The following is a 17699-nucleotide window of genomic DNA, read 5'->3' as shown; positions in this document are numbered from 1 at the left end:
GGCTCCCTTCATGACCGCCACCGTGACCACCGACAGCCTGACGGAAAAGTCGGACAGGGTGACGAGCCGGGGCAGCGGGGGTGCGCGCAGGAGATTGCCGCGCATCCCCGACCGGGTCCGCCAGGGCGGACTGCCCTATCTCCTGCTCCTGCCGGCCGTCCTGCTCGAACTCCTCGTCCATGTGATTCCGATGATCATCGGAATCGTGATGAGCTTCCGCCAGTTCACGCAGTTCTACATCAACAACTGGGGCGGGGCGCCCTGGAGTGGCTTCGACAACTACAAGATCGCCGTCGACGTCAACGCCCCGATCGGCGAGGCACTGCTCCACTCGTTCTTCGTCACCTGCGTCTTCACGTTCTTCGCCGTCGGCCTGGCGTGGCTGTTCGGGGTCGCGGCGGCGATCATGCTGCAGGAGAACTTCCGCGGCAGGGGCTTCCTGCGGGCGATCTTCCTCGTCCCGTACGCCCTGCCGGTCTACGCGGCCGTGATCACCTGGGCCTTCATGTTCCAGCGCGACAACGGCCTGGTCAACCACGTGCTCCACGACCAGCTCGGGATCACCGACGAGCCGTCGTTCTGGCTGATCGGCGACAACAGCATCTACGCGCTGATCGTCGTCTCGGTCTGGAAGGGCTGGCCCTTCGCCTTCCTGATCGTGATGGCCGGGCTCCAGAACATCCCGCGCGAGCTGTACGAGGCCGCCTCGATCGACGGCGCCGGGATCTGGCAGCAGATCCGCAAGATCACGCTGCCCTCGCTGCGCCCGGTCAACCAGGTCCTGGTGCTCGTCCTCTTCCTGTGGACGTTCAACGACTTCAACACCCCGTACGTGCTGTTCGGGAAGGCCGCCCCGGAGAACGCGGACCTGATCTCGATCCACATCTACCAGTCCTCGTTCGTCACCTGGAACTTCGGCACCGGCTCCGCGATGTCCGTGCTGCTGCTGCTGTTCCTGCTGGTCGTGACGGCCGTCTACCTGCTCATCACCTCACGCGGAAGGAAGGGTGCCGATGCCTAGCCCTGCCCAGCCGTCCGTGCTGCCGGCCAAGACGACGGGGCGCTCGCGCCACCGTTCCCCGATGGCCGCGCCGCAGTCCTTCCTCTGGATCCGCCGGGCCATCCTGACCTTCCTGACCGGCTTCGTCCTGCTGCCCGTCTACGTGATGATCAGCAGCTCGCTGAAGCCGCTCCAGGACGTGTCGGGGAAGTTCCACTGGATCCCGTCGGGGCTGACCGTGAAGCCCTACTTCGACATCTGGGACACCGTCCCGCTCGCCCGGTACTTCGTCAACTCGCTGATCGTGGCGGGCGCGGCGACGGTCCTCTCGGTGATCATCGCGGTGTTCTCGGCGTACGCGGTGAGCCGCTACAAGTTCCGCGGCAAGCGGGTCTTCACCGTGACGGTGCTCTCCACCCAGATGTTCCCGGGCATCCTCTTCCTGCTTCCGCTGTTCCTGATCTTCGTGAACATCGGCAACAGCACGGGCGTCGCCCTGTACGGCTCGCGCGGCGGTCTGATCCTCACGTATCTGACGTTCTCGCTGCCGTTCTCCATCTGGATGCTCATCGGCTACTTCGACTCGATCCCCCGGGATCTGGACGAGGCCGCGCTCGTCGACGGCTGCGGGCCGATCCGGGCGCTGTTCCGGGTCGTGGTGCCGGCCGCCGTGCCGGGCATCGTGGCCGTCGCCGTGTACGCGTTCATGACGGCCTGGGGCGAGGTCCTCTTCGCCTCCGTCATGACCAACGACACCACCCGCACCCTGGCCGTGGGCCTCCAGGGCTACGCCACCCAGAACGACGTGTACTGGAACCAGGTCATGGCCGCCTCGCTCGTCGTCAGCGTGCCGATCGTCGCCGGCTTCCTGCTCCTCCAGCGCTACCTGGTGGCCGGCCTGACCGCGGGAGCCGTCAAGTGACCGCCCCGGAAAGGAAGTCCGTGAACGACCTCAGCGCCCTGCCGGCCGGCTTCACCTGGGGTGTCGCCACCGCCGCGTACCAGATCGAGGGAGCGGTGGCCGAGGACGGCCGCGCCCCCTCCATCTGGGACACCTTCTCGCACACCCCGGGCAAGGTGGCCGGCGGCGACACCGGTGACGTGGCCTGCGACCACTACCACCGGGTCCCGGAGGACATCGGCCTGATCAAGGAGGTGGGCGCGAACGCGTACCGCTTCTCGCTCGCCTGGCCGCGCATCGTGCCCGGCGGCGACGGACCGGTCAACGCGGCCGGCCTCGACTTCTACGACCGGCTGGTGGACGGGCTCCTGGAGGCCGGGATCACCCCGTTCGCCACGCTCTACCACTGGGACCTGCCGCAGGCCCTCCAGGACCGGGGCGGCTGGACCGTACGGGAGACAGCGGAGCACTTCGCCGCGTACACCTCGGTCGTCGTGGAGCGCCTCGGGGACCGCGTCAAGGACTGGGCGACCCTCAACGAGCCGCTGTGCTCCGCGTGGATCGGCCACCTGGAGGGGTCGATGGCACCGGGTCTCACCGACCTGACCGCCGCCGTCCGGGCCTCCTACCACCTGCACCTGGGCCATGGCCTGGCGGTGCAGGCGATCCGGAGCATCTCCCCCGACGCCCGGGTCGGCATCGTCAACAACCTCAGCCCCGTGGAGGCGGCCACCGACCGCGAGGCGGACCGGGCGGCGGCGGTGCGCGGTGACGGCCACGTCAACCGCTGGTGGCTCGACCCGATCCTCGGGCGCGGCTACCCGCAGGACATGGTCGACCTGTACGGAGTGGAACTCCCCGTCCAGGAAGGCGACATGGGGCTCATCTCCGCGCCGCTGGACTGGCTGGGCGTCAACTACTACTTCCGCCAGGTGGTCACGGCCGACCCGTCCGGCCCGGTCCCGCACGCCAAGCAGGTCTACCTGCCCGGCTCCCGCCACACCCACATGGACTGGGAGGTGCACGCCAAGGGCCTGGAGCAGCTGCTCCTGCGCCTGACGGAGGAGTACGGCGTCGAGCGCATCTACGTCACGGAGAACGGCTCGGCCTACCAGGACGTCGTCCTCCCCGACGGGTCCGTGCACGACCCCGAGCGGACGCAGTACCTGGAGGAACACCTCGCGGCCTGCGCCCGCGCCGTCCGCAAGGGCGCCCCGCTGGCCGGCTACTTCGCCTGGTCGCTCCTGGACAACTTCGAGTGGGCGTACGGCTACGACAAGCGGTTCGGCCTGGTCCACGTCGACTACGCGACGCAACGCCGCACGATCAAAACCAGCGGCCGCCGCTACGCGGAACTGATCCGCGAAGCGACGACCCCCCGCTCCCGCAAGGCCGCCTGACCCCGGCCGCGCACCCAGTCAGCCCCCGGCCGCGACGGATCACCGTCGCCGCCGGGGGCTTCGGGCTGCGGGAGGCTCACTGACGCGGCCGGAGGGCCCGCCCCGAATCCACGAAGTCTCCGACTTGAACCTCACGTGGGGTGAGGATGCATCGTGGAACCATGACGAGCGAATCGACGGGTGAGTCCTGGCGGGTGGGCCGCCTCGCGGAGGCCAGCGGGCTGACCGTGCGCACGCTGCACCACTGGGACGCCATCGGCCTGCTCAGCCCCTCGCAGCGCACCGCGGGAGGGCACAGGGAATACACCGGGGCCGACCTCGCGCGTCTGTATCAGGTGCTGGCGCTCCGGAGTCTGGGGCTGGCGCTGGACACCATCGCCGTCTGCCTCGACGCGGGTGTCGATCCGACGCGGCTGGTCCGCGATCACCTGGCCGGTGTCGAGGCGTCCATCGAGGCGCTCGGCGTCCTGCGCGACCGGCTCGTGCGGCTGGACGAGGAGCTGTCGGCCGGGCAGGCTCCGCCGGCCACGGCCCTGCTCGACGCGCTGCGGGCGATCGGCCGCACCGGCCCGGAGCGCGGGCACGCCCTCGACCGCCACCTGGACCCCGAGCAGCTGCGGGTTCTGCGGACCGGTGCCGAGGCGCTGGGGCCCACGCGGCATTACCTGCTCGAAGTCGAGTGGCCCGAGCTGTACCGCCGGGCGGACCGGCTCCGTGCGGCCGGAACTCCCGCCACCGACCGACGGGTCCGCCGGCTCGTGGCCCGGATGGATGAGCTGGGCGCGCTGTTCACCGGCGGAGATGCCGGCATCTCCGCCGGCGTGAGAGCCGCCTGGCACGACGACCCGGCAGCCATGTCGGGGGAGCCCGATGCTCCCGCCGGGGAGTGGCGGGAGCTGGCCGCGTACCTGGACCGCGCTCGCCGGAGCTCCGACTGACGCTTTCCCGCCGTGGTTGACCCGCATCCGCCCCAAGGAGCTCGCTGATGAACCTGCGAACCCGTATCCGCATCGCTCTGGCCTCAGCGGTCCCGACCCTGCTCGCCCTTCCCGTCCTCTGCGTCCTGGCTGCGGTCAGCGCCCTGCCGTGGGCCGTTCTCCTGGCCCTGCCGGTGGTGCTCGTGGTCCACGCCGCCGCCACCTTCGTCCGCGTGAACCGGATGCCTTGAGAGGGCGTCCTGGCCGGCGAGTCGCGGACTCGTCATCCGTGGGTCACGCCTTCGCGTCGGTCGCCGACGCCCAGTTCGACAGCAGGAAGTGCAGCCCCTCCACCGCCCGTGCCCACGACGTCTGTACGGGCCGCGCCGCCTCGAAGCCGCCCTCGGCCTCCAGGTCCGTGAAGCCGTGGAACGTGCTGCGCAGCAGGCGTACCGCGTCCGTGAGGTCCGGGTCGGTCAGGCCGTAGGCGCGGAGCATCGCGGACGTGGTGCGGAGGGTGCGGTGGTACGCGGGGGCCTCGGCGACGATCGCCGGGTCGACGTGGTAGCGGGTGGCCGCGTACCGGCCGGGGTGTTCCAGCGCGAAGGTGCGGTACGCGTCGGCGAACGCGATCAGCGCGTCCTTTCCGGCCCGGCCGGCCACCGCCGCCTCGATGCGGTCGATGAACTCCTCGGCGGCCAGGAGTGCGACGCGGGTCCGCAGGTCGCCCAGGTTCCTGACGTGGGAGTAGAGGCTCGCGTCCTTGACGCCGAAGCCCCGGGCCAGTGCGGAGATGGTGACCTTGTCGAAGCCGGCCGAGTCCGCCAGATCGGCCGCAGCCGCCACGACGCGCTCCGTCGTGAGCCCCGCGCGCACCATTCGCACCCCTGCCGACGTGTTTCCTAGACCCCTTAGCTTTACGCTCCGCCGAATATACACAGAAGCCCGCGGTGGTCACGGATGGCCGTGACCACCGCGGGCTTCCGTACCGCGCCGACAGCGGGGAGTGGGTCGACACGGTGGCCGCAATCACCTGGGAGAGCGCTCTCCCAGGGCGATCCCAGTGTCTCGCCGCTGTCGACAAGGTGTCAAGGTTCAGCCAATGGACACACGGATGCGGGGCCCCGGCCGCCGCCGGGGCCCCGCACGCTCACGGATCAGCTGGTGGGGAAGTTGTCCGGGGTGCTGATCCGGGACTTGAGCAGCGCGCCCGACTCGGTGAGCACACCGCTGCTGCTGTAGTCGCCGCCGTCGCAGGTGCCGGGCTTGAAGGCGGCACTGCTCTCATTGGCGTCCGAGTAGGTCCAGTTCGCGTAGCTGATCTTCAGCTGGTCGAGCAGGTCCAGCCAGGCGGTGGTGCTCGCCCGGTCCAGCGCGCCGCCGCCGGTGGCGCTGACCGTACCGAACTCCGTCACGAAGAGAGGGAGTTGCGAGGCGGCGCGGCTCACCGTCGCGCGGTAGTTGTCCTTGTGGCTGGCGGCGTAGAAGTGGAACGTGTACATGATGTTGGTGGCGTTGACGGGGCTGTTGACGACCTCGCTCTCGTTCGAGCCGTCCGAGACGCCGAGGGACGACCAGCCACGCGTACCGACGATGACGACCGCGTCCGGGTCGGCCGCCCGGATGACCGGGATGACCTGCTCGGCGTAGTTCTTGATGCCGGCCCAGCTCACGCCGTTGGGCTCGTTGGCGATCTCGTAGATGACGTTCTTCTTCGAGGCGTTACGCGCGGCGACGGACGCGAAGAAGGTCTTGGCGCGCTCCAGGTTGTAGTTCGGGTCGCCCGGCGTGAGGGTGTGGAAGTCGATCAGGGCGTACATGCCACGGGCCTCGGCCATGTCGACCAGGCTGTTGACCTTGCTGGTGAAGCCCGCCGGGTCGGTCTCGTAACCGTCCTCCTGCACATACATCGCGGTGCGCAGCAGGTCCGCCTTCCAGTCGTTCGCCAGCGCGTCCAGGGACGCGTTGTTGTAGCACTGGCTGAACCACTGGAGGCCGTGCGTGCTCATGCCGCGCAGCTGGATCGGGCGGTTGTACTGGTTGCACAGGTTCGTGCCGCACACGTGGAGCTGGCCGTTGGTCCCCACCGGGGTGCCGTCACCCGTGGCCGGCGGCGGGCCGTCGTCATCGCCCCCGCCGCCGACGGTCCCCGTGCAGGCGACGCCGTTGAGGGTGAAGCCGGTGGGCGCCGGGTTGGCGCCCGAGAAGCCGCCGACGAAGCCCAGGTCCGCCGTGCCGCCGGTGGCCAGGTTCTTGTTCCAGTCGATGCCGGCCGCGGTGACCGTGGAGCCGGACTGCGACCAGGTGGCGTTCCAGCCCTGGACGACCTTCTGCCCGGAGCCCGGCAGGGTGAACTTGAGCTGCCAGCCGTTCACGGCGTCACCCAGGTTGGTGACCTTCACCCCGCCCTGGAAGCCGCCCTCCCACTGGCTGGTGACCGTGTACTCCACCTTGCATCCGGTGGCGGCCGCCGCCGGGGGGCTGGCCAGGACCGTCAGGCCCAGGACCGTGGCGCCGGACGCCAGCAGAGCCAAGAAGCGTTTCACAGCATTTCTCCTCGTTCGAAGGGGGACCAACTGAGGAACAACTGGATGGGAGCGCTCCCAGAACCCATCGGCCCGAGACCGTACACGGCGCGAGGGCCCGCGCATAGTCATCCGACGCTGTCATGCACAAATAAACTTGGGAGCGCTCCCATCCAGGCGGCGCGATCAGGCCGTCAATTGGTCCGACTCCTTCGGCCGCCCACCCTCCGGGCCGTAGGATCGGTGGCTCTTGGGGGTGGTCCATGCTGAACAGGGGTTCCGGCACGCCGACGCTGGAAGAGGTGGCGGCGCTCGCCGGGGTGGGCCGGGGCACGGTCTCCCGAGTGATCAACAACGCCGCGGGCGTCCGGGAGTCCACCCGCCGCGCCGTGCAGCGGGCCATCGACGAGCTGGGTTACGTGCCCAACCTGGCCGCCCGCTCCCTGGCCGGACAACGCGCGGGCGCCGTCGCCCTGGTGATGACGAAGACGGACTGGCGGCTGTTCGGGGAGCCGTTCTTCTCGGAGATCGTGCGCGCGGTCGGGGACGCCCTGGACGAGCGCGGCGTGCAACTGCTGCTCACCCTCGTCCGCACGGACAGCGAGCGGCAGCGACTCCTTGAGTACGTACGCGGCGGCCGGGTCGACGGGGTGCTGCTGATGTCGGTCAGTGCCGAGGACCGGCTGCCGGACATGCTCGCGGACGCCGGGGTGCCCACGGTCCTGCTCGGCCGGCGCTCGGGCGACGAGCGGGTCACCTATGTCGACGCCGACAACGTTGGCGGCGCTCGGGACGCGGTCGGCCACCTGGTGCGCGGCGGGCGCAGGACCATCGCCGCGATCGCCGGTCCGACCGAGATGTACGTCGCCCAGTGCCGGCTGCGCGGCTACCGGGAGGCCCTGCGCGAGGCGGGCTGCGCCGAGCCGCCGTCCCTGGTGGCGCAGGGCGACTTCACCGAGGCCAGCGGGCGGCGCGCGATGGCCCGGCTGATCGAGCGGCACCCGGAGGTGGACGCGGTGTTCGCCGCGTCGGACAGCATGGCGGCCGGGGCGCTGGCCGCGCTGCGCGCGGCGGGGCGGCGGGTGCCCGAGGACGTGGCGGTGGTCGGCTTCGACGATTTCGAGCTCGCCGAGCAGACCGACCCGCCGCTGACCACGGTCCGGCAGCCGATGGAGGAGATCGGCCGGGCGATGGTGCGGCTGCTCCTGGAGGAGATGAGCCGGCCGAAGGTCGCCTGGCATCACGTGATCCTGCGTACGCGTCTGATGGTGCGTCAATCAGGTTGATCCACACCACAGTTGAGGGACATGGGCAGGAGCGCACCCGAGCCGCGGCCCGTTTCGGCCGATGCCGTCCGCAGGGTTGTCAGGGACACGACCGCTGCCCTACAGTCCCCTACCAACGAACTCATGGGAGCGCTCCCACCTGTACGTATCCCCGCACCCCCTCCGCGGCCTGCCCGCCCCCCGCATCTCCCCACAGCCCCGCACGCAGAAGGAGACACCATGGCACGACGCAGAACACAACTCGCCTCCCTGGCGGCGGTACTGGCGACCCTGCTCGGCGGTATCGCCTTCACCCTGCTGGGCCAAGGCAGCGCGCAGGCCCACGGTGTCACCATGTCGCCGGGCTCGCGCACCTACCTCTGCTGGCTGGACGCCAAGACGAGCACCGGCGCCCTGGACCCGACCAACCCCGCGTGCAAGGCCGCGCTCGCGGAGAGCGGCGCGAGCTCCCTCTACAACTGGTTCGCCGTGCTCGACTCCAACGCGGGCGGCCGGGGCCAGGGTTACGTCCCGGACGGCACGCTGTGCAGCGCCGGCGACCGCTCCCCGTACAACTTCACCGGCTACAACGCGCCGCGCGGCGACTGGCCCCGTACGCACCTCACCGCGGGCGCCAAGATCGAGGTGGACCACAGCAACTGGGCGGCGCACCCCGGTGAGTTCAGGGTGTACATGTCCAAGCCCGGGTACTCCCCCACGACCGAGCTGGGCTGGGACGACCTCGATCTGATCCAGACCGTGACCAACCCGCCCCAGGTGGGCTCGCCGGGCACCGACGGCGGTCACTACTACTGGGACCTGACGCTGCCCTCGGGCCGTTCGGGTGACGCGGTGATGTTCATCCAGTGGGTGCGCTCGGACAGCCAGGAGAACTTCTTCTCCTGCTCCGACATCGTCTTCGACGGCGGACACGGCGAGGTCACCGGCATCCGCGGCTCGGGCAGCACCCCCGACCCGGACCCCACCCCGGACCCGACGGACCCGACGCCCGACCCGACGGACCCCACCGACCCGCACACCGGCTGCATGGCCGTCTACGAGGTGACCAACTCCTGGAGCGGCGGCTTCCAGGGCTCCGTCGAGGTCATGAACCACAACACGACGGCGCTCGACGGCTGGGCCGTGCAGTGGAAGCCCGGTACCGGCACCAAGGTCAGCAGCGTGTGGAGCGGGGTGCTGAGCAGCGCGTCGGACGGCACGCTGACGGTGAAGAACGCCGACTACAACCGGTCGATCCCGGCGGACGGCAGCGTCACCTTCGGCTTCACGGCGACCTCGACGGGCAATGACTTCCCCGTCGGCTCGATCGGCTGCGTCAGCCCGTAACCCCCTGGCGCGGACGGCGGCGGTTCCCCGGCGACACGGGAGCCGCCGCTTCCGTGTCGCGGTCTCCGCCCGCGCCCGCCCCGCCGCTTGCCACCGGGCCCCGATTGGCCGGGTACGGTGGACTCTGTCCGATCATGTTCCGCCGGACGGGCGAGGAGGCTGCGTGGCACTCGACATCAACGAACCGTTCGGTCAGAACTGGACGCACGCGGCGCAGTTCGGCATCGCGTTCGTCCTGTCGTGCGCGATCGGGATCGAGCGTGAGATCCGCCAGAAGGCGGCCGGCCTGCGCACCTACACGATCGTCGGGCTCGGGGCCGCGCTCTTCACGCTGGTGAGCAAGTTCGGCTTCTCCGACGTCGTGGTGACCGGCCAGGTGGAGCTGGACCCCTCGCGCGTCGCGGCCCAGATCGTCTCCGGGCTCGGCTTCATCGGCGGCGGGGTCATCTTCGTCCACCGGGGCTCGGTGCGGGGCCTCACCACCGCTGCCTCCATCTGGCTCACCGCCGCCGTGGGCTGCGCGGCCGGTGCCGGGCTGCCCGTGCTCGCGACGTTGGCCACGCTCGCCTACTTCCTGGTGTCGTACGGGGTACGCCCCCTCGCCCACCGGCTCCCCACCCTGCGCAACGCGTCGATCGGCTACCGCATCACGTACACCGAGGGCGTCGGGGCGCTGCGCGAGCTGGTCAACCACTGTACGGAGACCGGGTTCGCCGTGTCCGAGCTGACCACGCTCTCCGGCTCGGGCAGATACCGGCGGCGGCGCCCGCAGCAGGACGCCGAGGGGACCGTGGAGATCGCGCTGAGCGTGCAGGGGCGGGGCGACCCCGACGCGCTGACGGCGCGGCTCGCGGGCACCGCCGGGGTGCTGGCGTGCAGCCGGAGCGACCTCAACGACGAGTGAGCCCCGGTCCCGCGCACCGGGGTGCTCGTATGCTCGGCTGCCATGACGAGCCGTGCCGCCCTCCCGCCGGAGCCCTCCGTCGCGCTGCGCGAGGTCCTCGCCTTCGACGACGGGGGAAGCCTGCGGCTGCTGCTCGCGCCCGCCGGCCGTGACGTCGGGGTGCGCGGGGTGGCCGTGGGCGACGAGGGCCCGGCCCGGTCGCTGGACGGCTGCCTGGTCCTGGTCACCGGCGCGCCCGCCTCGTCCCCCGAAGCCGCCGCCCCGGTCCGCGAAGCCGCGCGCCGGGGCGCCTCCGGTGTGGTGCTGCGCGCCGTGGAGGGGGTCGCCGCCGCGCCGCAGGTGCTCGCCGCCGCCGAGGAGGCGGGCGTGGCCCTGCTCACCCGCGCGGAGTGGGCCGACTGGACGGACGCCGCCGCGCTACTGCGTTCCGCGCTGGCCTGCGCGCGGGCGGGCGCGGACGGCGGGGCCGCCGGGCGGATGGGGCCCGGGGGCCCGGAGAGCCTGAGCGCGCTCGCGGCGGCGGTCGCCGAGTACACCGGCGGGTCGATCACCATCGAGGACACCCGCCTGCGGGTCCTGGCCCACTCCGCCACCGGCCCCGACGCCGATGTGCTGCGCCGGTCCACCATCCTGGGCGGCCGGGTCCCGGAGTGGCGGGTCGCGGAGCTGCGGCGGAGCGGGATACTCCGGACGCTGTGGACGTCCCGGGACGTGATCCACCGCGCGGCCGACGCCGAAGGACCCGAGCGCCTGATCATCGCCGTCCGCAGCGGCCCCGAGGTCCTGGGCTCGATCTGGGTGGCCGGCGACGGACGCCCCCTGCGCCCGGACGCGCCGGACGCTCTGCGCCGGGCCGCCGAGGTCGCCGCTCCCCTGCTCGTCCGGCACCGGCTGCGCGAGAGCGGCGCCGCCCGCCGCAGTGAACTCGCCCTGCGCGGACTGCTGTACGGGGACGGGGACGCCCGTACGCATGCCTGGTCGCTCGGCCTCTCCCCCGACGCCGCCTGCGCGGTCGTGGTCGCCGAACCCCTCGCCGCCGTGCCCGCCCCGGGCGACCGCGCGCTCGATGTGGCGGCGCTCCAGGCAGCGACGTACCGCCCGTCCGTACGCGTGCTGCGCGACGGCGACCGGCTGCTGGTGCTGCTGCCCGTGGACGCCGGGCCGGATCGCGGCGCGGCGGCGCTGGCCCGGGAGCTGGCGGGCCAGGCGCAGGACGCCGGGGTGCTGGCGGGGGCCGGGCCGGTGGCCGCCGGGGCGGCCGGGGTGCGGGAGTCGTGTGACGAGGCCCTGCTCGTCGTACGGGTGCTGCGCGAGCGGGCGGTGGCAGGGGGCGCCCAGCGGTCGGCGGACGCGGCGGGCGTGGGCCCCTCGCTGGACGTCGCCCGGATCCTGGACGCCGCCCGGCCGGTCTGGGAGGCGGGGCGGGGGCCGGTGCACGACCTCGTACGGGCGGATCTGGCGGCGGGCGGCGAACTGGTCCGGTCGCTGGCGGCCTACCTCAACGCTTCGGGCGACGTGGCGCGGGCCGCTGAGCACCTGGTCGTCCACCCGAACACGCTGCGCTACCGGCTGCGGCGCGCCCGGGAGCGGTTCGGGGTGGACCTGGAGGACCCCGACACCCGGCTGCTGGTCACGCTCGCCGTGCGGCTCAGCGGGTAGGTTGCGGTCTGTTCGTACGGCTGCGGCTGCTCACCGCCTTCGCTGTTGGCCGACCGGACAAGGAAGCGCACCGTTCTTGGCCGCCCGGACAGAGACCTGGGGGCACTCATCGCCGACTCTGGCTCCATGAGCCTTTCTTCGCCCTCCTCCGCCCTGGCCCCCTCCCTCCAGGCGGGCTCCGCGCGTGTCGCGGCGGTCGTCCGCCACGCCGTGGCCGCCGGCCTGCTCGGCGAGGCGAGCCCGGTCGCCGGTTTCATCGACACGGACGGCGTCCGCGCCTCGGTCGCCGCCCTGCACGAGGCCTTCCCCGGCGTGCCCGCCGTGCTGCACACCTTCGCCGCGAAGGCGTCCTCGCTGGTCCCCGTGTTGCGGCTGCTCGCCCGGTGCGGGATGGGCTGCGAGGTCGCGAGCCCCGGTGAGCTGCGGCTCGCGCTGGACGCCGGATTCGCGCCGTCGAAGATCGTGCTGGACTCCCCCGCCAAGACCCGGGACGAGATCCGCCGCGCCCTGGCCGTGGGCGTGGCGATCAACGCGGACAACCTGGACGAGGTGGACCGGATCGCTTCGCTGCGTCCGGCGGACGCCGTGTCCGCCATCGGCCTCCGGGTCAACCCGCAGGTCGGCGGCGGCTCGATCGGCGCGATGAGCACGGCCACGGCCACCTCGAAGTTCGGCGTGGCGCTGCGCGACCCCGGCGCGCGCGAACAGGTCGTGAAGGCGTTCGCCGCTCACCCGTGGCTGACCCGGCTGCACGCCCATGTCGGCTCGCAGGGCTGCTCCCTGGAGCTGATCGCGGCCGGGATCGCCGAGACGTACCGGCTGGCCGAGGAGATCAACGAGACGCTGGGCCGCCGCCAGGTCACCGGGCTCGACATCGGCGGCGGCCTCCCGGTCAACTTCACCGACGACGAGGTGCGCCCCACCTTCGCGGCGTACGCGACGGCGCTGCGGGCGGCCGTGCCGGGGCTCTTCGACGGGCGGTACGAGCTGGTCACCGAGTTCGGGCGGTCCCTGCTCGCGAAGAACGGCTTCATCGGCGCGCTGGTCGAGTACACGAAGGACGCCGGCGGCCGCCGTATCGCGCTGACCCACGCGGGGGCGCAGACCGCCACCCGTACCGTCTTCATGCCGGACGCCTGGCCCCTGCGGGTCGGCGCCTTCGACGCCGAGGGACGGCCGAAGAACGGGCCCATGGTGGTCCAGGACATCGCGGGGCCGTGCTGCTTCGCCGGGGACGTCGTCGCGCACGCCCGGGAGCTGCCCGAGCTGCGGGCGGGCGACTTCGTGGTGCTGTACGACACGGGCGCGTACTACTTCTCCACCCCGTGGTCGTACAACAGCCTGCCGCGCCCGGCGGTGTACGGATACGACCTCGCCGCTACGAGCGGTGCGAGCGGCCGCGAGGAGCCGGTGGTGCGGTTCGCTCCGGTGCGCGACGCCCAGTCACTGGACTCGGTCTCCGCCGAGAGCGGCCTCGCGCACGCCGACGCGCTGCTGAATCTGCGGGACTGAGCGGGCGGCGTCCGGCCTGGCCATGGGCCCACGAAATTTAGTAGCCATGGATACAGTAGCCATGTACGGTATTCGTCATGAGCAACGCGATCGAGGGCGCGACCCCGGGATTCCTGGTCTGGCGCCTGTCCATGAAGTGGCGGGTGGCCCTCGACCGGGCGCTGACCCCGCTCGGCCTGACGCACGCGCAGTATTCGCTGGTCGCCTCCCTGCAGGGCATGGAGCACGCGGGGCTGCGGCCGAGTCAGCGCGCGCTGGCGGACCACACCGGACTCGAAGCGCTCTACGTCTCGAAGCTGGCCCGCGCTCTGGAAACGGCGGGGCTGGTGGAACGGACCACCGACCCCTCGGACAGCAGGGCCGTCCTGCTCTCGCTGACCGAGGGGGGCCGCGCGACGACGGAGCGCGCGGTCGCGGTGGTGCGGGAGCTCGTCGACGGGCTGCTCGCACCCCTCGGCGGGCTCGGCGGCAAGGACACCGAGGCGTTCACCCAGGCACTGACGGCCCTGCTCGACGTGCCGGTCCCCCCAGTCACCGCTACCCGCGAGGAGTCATCATGAGCACCGCACCCACCGTGAACGGCCAGGTCATCGGCATGGCCCACTACGCCACGCGCGCCCTCGCCGAACGGCTCCTGCCCCCGGGCGCCACCTTCCACCAGGCCCTGGCGCTCAACGCCGCCGAGGCCGCGGGCGGCACCGTCGGGCGCCGCGCACTGATCGAGCGCCTGACCGGCGCCGTGAAGCTCGGCGTTCCGGCGGCAGAGGCCACCGCCGCCGAGCTGACGTCCGCCGGTCTGCTGGAGGAGCGGCCCGGTGACCTGCTCGCGCTCACCCCTGCGGGCGACGCGCTGATCCAGTCGTACAAGGCGGGCGTCGCCGGCATCGCGGCCCAGCTCTACGGAGACCTGCCGGCCGAGGACCTGGCCGCGGCGGGCCGGGTGCTGACCGAGGTCACCGCCCGGGCCGACGCGATGCTGGCGGCCGGCTGAGGCCGGGGGCCCGGGCCGAGGCCATGCTGGCCGCCCGCTGAGGCCTGAGGCCCCGGCGGCCGGCCCCGGAGGCCGCCGGGTCAGACCGGTGACGGCTCCGGCTCGGGCGGCGGCACCGGGTCGGGATCCGGCGACGGCGGCTGCGGGATCGGGTCGGGCGCGGGCCCCGGCGGAGTGGGCGTCGGGCCCGGGGGTGTGGGCACGGGCGGGGTCGGCGCGGGCGGCGTCGGCTCCGGCAGCGGACCCGGGGTCGGCGCCGGAGGGACGGGGTCGGGGAACGGATGAGTCATCTCGGGCCTCCGAACGATCGGGGGTGGACCTCTTCCACCGTCTCCCGGAGCGGCTGCCCGCGCCCGGCGAGGCCATACGTACGAACGCGGATCTCTGCTGCGTACGGACGACGCGACGGACGACGCGTGCGGCCCCGCCGGGTCACCGCCCCGCGGCCGCCACGGCGGCGGCCAGCCCGGGGCGGGGGCTGGACAGGACCGGGATCCGGGTGGTCGTACGCCCGGCCGCGCCGGCCATGGAGCCCTGGGCGAGCACGATGACGTCCGCGTCGCGCACGGCGTCGGCCGAGGCCGCCACGAGGTCGAGGAAGCCGTCGTTGTCCCCCGCCGTGAAGCGTTCCCAGGCGCCGTCCACCAGCACGGTGCGCACGTCCGCCCCCGGCAGCCCGGCGCCGGCCGCCTCCTCGGTGAGCAGCGCGCGGGTCGGCTCCAGGGTGGAGGCGAGGGCGGCGAGAACGGTGATCCGGCCCGCCCGGACGGCCGCCGCCGCCATGGGCCGGTCGACCCGCAGGACCGGGACGCCGACCGCGACCCCCGCGGCCTCGGCCACGGCTCCGATGGTCGAGCAGGTGCAGAGCACGGCGTCCGCCCCTTCGGCCGCCAGGTCCGCGACCACCGCCTCCACCTCGTCGGCCACCGCTTCGGGCCCCAGCGCCGCCGCCGTGGCCAGCAGCTCCTCCCGTACGACGTGGCGCAGGGCGGTTCCCGGGTGGTCGGCGTCGCGCAGGGCGTCGAAGACCGGGACGTGGACGGGTGAGGTGTGCAGCAGCGCGAGCGTCATGGCCGGCCGGCTCCTTCCGGTTCAGTACAGCTCGGGGTGCGAGGCGAGCTGCGTCTTCGCGCGCTCCACCAGCCCCTCGGGCGCCTCGGGGGCCTCGTCGGGATGGCGCGAGGCCCACTTGGCGGCGTACGGGCACAGCGGGACGACGGGCACGCCCTCGCGCCCCGCCATGGCATAGAACTCCCTGACCAGGGCGGAGCCGATGCCCTTGCCCTCGTGCCCGGACCCGACGACCGTGTGGACGGCGACGAGCCCGGCGGGCTCCCCGTCCAGCACGAAGTACGCGATGACGCCGACGGCCTCGCCGTCCTCGTACGCGGACAGCTTGCCGGCCGCCCGGTCGTCATGGATCTCGGGCCCGGTCTGCTCTGCCATGGCGGTGTGCCCCTCGTTCGACGAGCCGCCTCAGCGCGCCGAGGGCACCGCGTGCGGGCTGCGCTCGGTGTCACTGCCCGGCACGGGCGCGGAGGCGTCGGCACCGAGTGCGACGATGCGGTTGTCCGCGTCGACGTGCACGATACGCGGGACGAGGGCACGCGCCTCGGCATCCTCGACCTGGGCGTAGCTGATGAGGATGACCAGATCACCCGGGTGCACCAGATGGGCGGCGGCACCATTGATCCCGATCACCCCGGACCCGCGCTCGCCCTCGATGACGTACGTCTCCAGCCGGGCCCCGTTGTCGATGTCCACGATGTGCACGAGCTCACCGGGCAGCAGATCCGCGGCCTCCATGAGCTCGGCGTCAACGGTGACGGAACCCACGTAGTGCAGGTCGGCCTGGGTGACGGTGGCACGGTGGATCTTGGACTTGAACAGAGTACGCAGCACTTTGGACTCCTCCGAGACGGCTCCCTGCCTGCTTTCTGCAGGTCAAGGGCGGTCTCAAGTGTACACCGGCACACCCCGAACGATGTTTATGAGGAACATCGCTCTGGTCAGGTGAGGCAGCTTCCCACCTGGGGCTATTCCGTCACTCAGGCGCCTGTTGAAACGATCGCCCGGGAATGTGCGGGGACACACCCTGACCGGATACTGACTTCACTGATGACCCATCAGGCATGCAGGAGGTCCCTCTGCACACGGACGGCGTGCGGACGTGGGACGCATCACCGACCTCTCAGGCACCGACATCGCTCCGGTTCAAGGAACGCGACCCCCTTTTGACCATCAGGGCGCGATGCTCGACCGCTCCGAGAGGTGAGCTCGTCAGGTACCAGTCGTCCAGGCCGCACGGCAGCGTGGAACTCGCGAGCAAGGCGCGTCAGCGCCGGCGCCGGCCCGCCCGGGCTGAAGCCGAGGTCACGCGCCCCTGCGCACTTGCGTGCGCCGCTCCTCCATTTCGCACTGTCCCACCGCTGGCGAACCGACCTCGCACACCGTGAAGGAGAGCCGTTGACGCCGACTGAGGAAGTGCTCCAGGATCTGGCTCAGCCCTCGAACGTCTCCGTCCAATCCGATGACGCACTGGTCGGCAAGGTGAAGGCCGCCATAGCGACGGACGACAAGAAGCGGAAGGAGAACGAGGACGAGCAGCTCAGCCCCCACATAGGACACGATCTAAGCAACCATGTAACGTACTGCGAGCCGTCCCAGGGAATGCGTTCACAAGCTTCATCAATTCCAAAAATAATAGGAGCCGCGGCAGGAATGCCGCGGCTCCTATTATTTACTTCTTTCTCGTGAGGTAGTAGGTATCCCGCACATCGGGATCCGACGTCAAGAAGAACAGGCGAAGTTCTCCCTTCTCACCTCTATTGATCCCAATGTCCCAAACCGCCTCTTTTGGCGGAGGTTCCGTGCGAGATGCGGCATCGTTTGGATTGAGTTCAGTCGCCGACCTCGCGCCTTCAGCCAAAGAACCCTTTTTCCCTTTACTGATAGCCGAGGTCGCCTTGACCTGAATCACCCACCCATCCCCTACGGTGTTCCCGCCTCTGTACGCTCCGGGCTCCAACAGGCGCCAGGACCCCGGACCCGACATGCGCCAGGCATCGTCGAAAGCGAACTCCTGCCCGTCAAGCTTCTCCACGACCGCGCGGTGCTCGGGCTGCAGTTTCAGAGAACTACCCTTCCAACCCGCCCAAGTCCCGTATATATCAGCGGCAGTCACCTTGACGGGGGATGGGGGCGGGTCGGTACGACTATCCACGCAGGAACTGAGAGTCAGCACCCCGACACATGCCATTGCGAGTCCAGCGGCTGGC

18 protein-coding genes are annotated in these 17699 nt (G+C 71.5%); 13 read left to right on the top strand and 5 right to left on the bottom strand.

The features are described from left to right. Window positions 1–10: 10 nt before the first annotated feature. The 5 genes from ACIQZN_RS01920 to ACIQZN_RS01900 all read left to right on the top strand — a co-directional run bounded on the left by ACIQZN_RS01920 (window position 11) and on the right by ACIQZN_RS01900 (window position 4469). Complete coding sequence (locus tag ACIQZN_RS01920) at window positions 11–1021, top strand: carbohydrate ABC transporter permease (RefSeq protein WP_403986943.1); 1011 nt, start codon at window positions 11–13, stop codon at window positions 1019–1021. Beyond that, on the top strand, window positions 1014–1922 hold the full coding sequence (locus ACIQZN_RS01915) for a carbohydrate ABC transporter permease (protein ID WP_403986939.1): 909 nt from the start codon (window positions 1014–1016) through the stop codon (window positions 1920–1922). Before ACIQZN_RS01920 ends, ACIQZN_RS01915 begins: the two co-directional genes overlap by 8 nt. Window positions 1923–1942: 20 nt before the next feature. After that, entirely contained in the window at window positions 1943–3301 is a 1359-nt protein-coding gene (locus ACIQZN_RS01910; protein WP_403986936.1) for a GH1 family beta-glucosidase, read from the top strand. Between the two features lie 161 nt (window positions 3302–3462). Then, on the top strand, window positions 3463–4239 hold the full coding sequence (locus tag ACIQZN_RS01905) for a MerR family transcriptional regulator (protein WP_403986933.1): 777 nt from the start codon (window positions 3463–3465) through the stop codon (window positions 4237–4239). Window positions 4240–4286: 47 nt separating this feature from the next. Next, entirely contained in the window at window positions 4287–4469 is a 183-nt protein-coding gene (locus tag ACIQZN_RS01900; RefSeq protein ID WP_403986930.1) for a hypothetical protein, read from the top strand. 43 nt (window positions 4470–4512) lie between these two features. Here the strand turns inward: ACIQZN_RS01900 and ACIQZN_RS01895 are convergent, their stop codons facing one another. Together ACIQZN_RS01895 and ACIQZN_RS01890 are read right to left on the bottom strand one after the other, a co-directional pair. Then, entirely contained in the window at window positions 4513–5097 is a 585-nt protein-coding gene (locus ACIQZN_RS01895) for a TetR/AcrR family transcriptional regulator (protein WP_403986927.1), read from the bottom strand. Window positions 5098–5375: 278 nt separating this feature from the next. After that, window positions 5376–6764 carry a cellulase family glycosylhydrolase gene (locus tag ACIQZN_RS01890; RefSeq protein ID WP_403986924.1) on the bottom strand — a complete coding sequence of 463 codons (1389 nt, stop codon included), beginning with the start codon at window positions 6762–6764 and terminating at the stop codon, window positions 5376–5378. Window positions 6765–7006: 242 nt separating this feature from the next. Between ACIQZN_RS01890 and ACIQZN_RS01885 the strand changes: the two genes are divergently transcribed. From ACIQZN_RS01885 to ACIQZN_RS01855, 7 genes are all read left to right on the top strand, one after another. After that, window positions 7007–8029, top strand: a complete 1023-nt coding sequence (locus ACIQZN_RS01885; RefSeq protein WP_403986921.1) for a LacI family DNA-binding transcriptional regulator — start codon at window positions 7007–7009, stop codon at window positions 8027–8029. Between the two features lie 219 nt (window positions 8030–8248). Then, the gene (locus ACIQZN_RS01880) at window positions 8249–9355 is read left to right on the top strand and encodes a lytic polysaccharide monooxygenase (protein ID WP_403986917.1); all 1107 of its coding nucleotides are present in this window, start codon (window positions 8249–8251) and stop codon (window positions 9353–9355) included. Window positions 9356–9518: 163 nt separating this feature from the next. Beyond that, a complete protein-coding gene (locus tag ACIQZN_RS01875; protein WP_403986914.1) occupies window positions 9519–10259 on the top strand; it encodes an MgtC/SapB family protein in 741 nt (246 codons plus the stop codon). A gap of 42 nt (window positions 10260–10301) precedes the next feature. Next, the gene (locus ACIQZN_RS01870) at window positions 10302–11918 is read left to right on the top strand and encodes a PucR family transcriptional regulator (RefSeq protein ID WP_403986911.1); all 1617 of its coding nucleotides are present in this window, start codon (window positions 10302–10304) and stop codon (window positions 11916–11918) included. A gap of 126 nt (window positions 11919–12044) precedes the next feature. Continuing rightward, window positions 12045–13430: a diaminopimelate decarboxylase gene (locus ACIQZN_RS01865; RefSeq protein WP_403986908.1), complete on the top strand. Its 1386-nt coding sequence runs from the start codon at window positions 12045–12047 to the stop codon at window positions 13428–13430. A gap of 77 nt (window positions 13431–13507) precedes the next feature. Next, window positions 13508–13990, top strand: coding sequence for a MarR family winged helix-turn-helix transcriptional regulator (locus ACIQZN_RS01860; protein WP_403986905.1), 483 nt, complete (start codon window positions 13508–13510; stop codon window positions 13988–13990). After that, the gene (locus tag ACIQZN_RS01855) at window positions 13987–14421 is read left to right on the top strand and encodes a hypothetical protein (RefSeq protein WP_403986902.1); all 435 of its coding nucleotides are present in this window, start codon (window positions 13987–13989) and stop codon (window positions 14419–14421) included. Before ACIQZN_RS01860 ends, ACIQZN_RS01855 begins: the two co-directional genes overlap by 4 nt. Window positions 14422–14853: 432 nt before the next feature. Here the strand turns inward: ACIQZN_RS01855 and ACIQZN_RS01850 are convergent, their stop codons facing one another. Genes ACIQZN_RS01850 through panD form a run of 3 tightly spaced genes read right to left on the bottom strand, consistent with a single transcriptional unit; the run spans window position 14854 to window position 16323 of the window. Further along, window positions 14854–15492 (bottom strand): aspartate/glutamate racemase family protein, encoded by a 639-nt coding sequence (locus tag ACIQZN_RS01850; protein WP_403986899.1) that lies wholly within the window; start codon window positions 15490–15492, stop codon window positions 14854–14856. Between the two features lie 21 nt (window positions 15493–15513). After that, window positions 15514–15867, bottom strand: coding sequence for a GNAT family N-acetyltransferase (locus ACIQZN_RS01845; protein WP_265538904.1), 354 nt, complete (start codon window positions 15865–15867; stop codon window positions 15514–15516). A 30-nt stretch (window positions 15868–15897) separates the two neighbouring features. Next, window positions 15898–16323 (bottom strand): aspartate 1-decarboxylase, encoded by a 426-nt coding sequence (panD, locus tag ACIQZN_RS01840; RefSeq protein WP_403986895.1) that lies wholly within the window; start codon window positions 16321–16323, stop codon window positions 15898–15900. A 564-nt stretch (window positions 16324–16887) separates the two neighbouring features. On the opposite strand from panD, the gene ACIQZN_RS01835 reads away from it, so the two are divergent. Beyond that, a complete protein-coding gene (locus tag ACIQZN_RS01835; RefSeq protein ID WP_403986892.1) occupies window positions 16888–17178 on the top strand; it encodes a hypothetical protein in 291 nt (96 codons plus the stop codon). The last annotated feature ends 521 nt before the right edge of the window (window positions 17179–17699 follow it).

It is taken from the genome of Streptomyces sp. NPDC097595, assembly GCF_044761525.1.
GTDB classification, from domain to species: Bacteria; Actinomycetota; Actinomycetes; order Streptomycetales; family Streptomycetaceae; genus Streptomyces; species Streptomyces drozdowiczii_A.
Note: the sequence above shows the minus strand (reverse complement) of the source record. Positions and strands in the feature narration are given on the sequence as shown.

What these genes read in the sequence shown, in the direction of transcription:
- ACIQZN_RS01900 (WP_403986930.1), top strand. Translation starts at nt 4,287, where the DNA reads ATGAACCTGCGAACCCGTATCCGCATCGCTCTGGCCTCAGCGGTCCCG.
- ACIQZN_RS01920 (WP_403986943.1), top strand. Translation starts at nt 11, where the DNA reads ATGACCGCCACCGTGACCACCGACAGCCTGACGGAAAAGTCGGACAGG.
- ACIQZN_RS01885 (WP_403986921.1), top strand. Translation starts at nt 7,007, where the DNA reads ATGCTGAACAGGGGTTCCGGCACGCCGACGCTGGAAGAGGTGGCGGCG.
- ACIQZN_RS01870 (WP_403986911.1), top strand. Translation starts at nt 10,302, where the DNA reads ATGACGAGCCGTGCCGCCCTCCCGCCGGAGCCCTCCGTCGCGCTGCGC.
- ACIQZN_RS01865 (WP_403986908.1), top strand. Translation starts at nt 12,045, where the DNA reads ATGAGCCTTTCTTCGCCCTCCTCCGCCCTGGCCCCCTCCCTCCAGGCG.
- ACIQZN_RS01895 (WP_403986927.1), bottom strand. Translation starts at nt 5,097, where the DNA reads ATGGTGCGCGCGGGGCTCACGACGGAGCGCGTCGTGGCGGCTGCGGCC.
- ACIQZN_RS01855 (WP_403986902.1), top strand. Translation starts at nt 13,987, where the DNA reads ATGAGCACCGCACCCACCGTGAACGGCCAGGTCATCGGCATGGCCCAC.
- ACIQZN_RS01905 (WP_403986933.1), top strand. Translation starts at nt 3,463, where the DNA reads ATGACGAGCGAATCGACGGGTGAGTCCTGGCGGGTGGGCCGCCTCGCG.
- ACIQZN_RS01850 (WP_403986899.1), bottom strand. Translation starts at nt 15,492, where the DNA reads ATGACGCTCGCGCTGCTGCACACCTCACCCGTCCACGTCCCGGTCTTC.
- ACIQZN_RS01915 (WP_403986939.1), top strand. Translation starts at nt 1,014, where the DNA reads ATGCCTAGCCCTGCCCAGCCGTCCGTGCTGCCGGCCAAGACGACGGGG.
- ACIQZN_RS01880 (WP_403986917.1), top strand. Translation starts at nt 8,249, where the DNA reads ATGGCACGACGCAGAACACAACTCGCCTCCCTGGCGGCGGTACTGGCG.
- ACIQZN_RS01860 (WP_403986905.1), top strand. Translation starts at nt 13,508, where the DNA reads ATGAGCAACGCGATCGAGGGCGCGACCCCGGGATTCCTGGTCTGGCGC.
- ACIQZN_RS01845 (WP_265538904.1), bottom strand. Translation starts at nt 15,867, where the DNA reads ATGGCAGAGCAGACCGGGCCCGAGATCCATGACGACCGGGCGGCCGGC.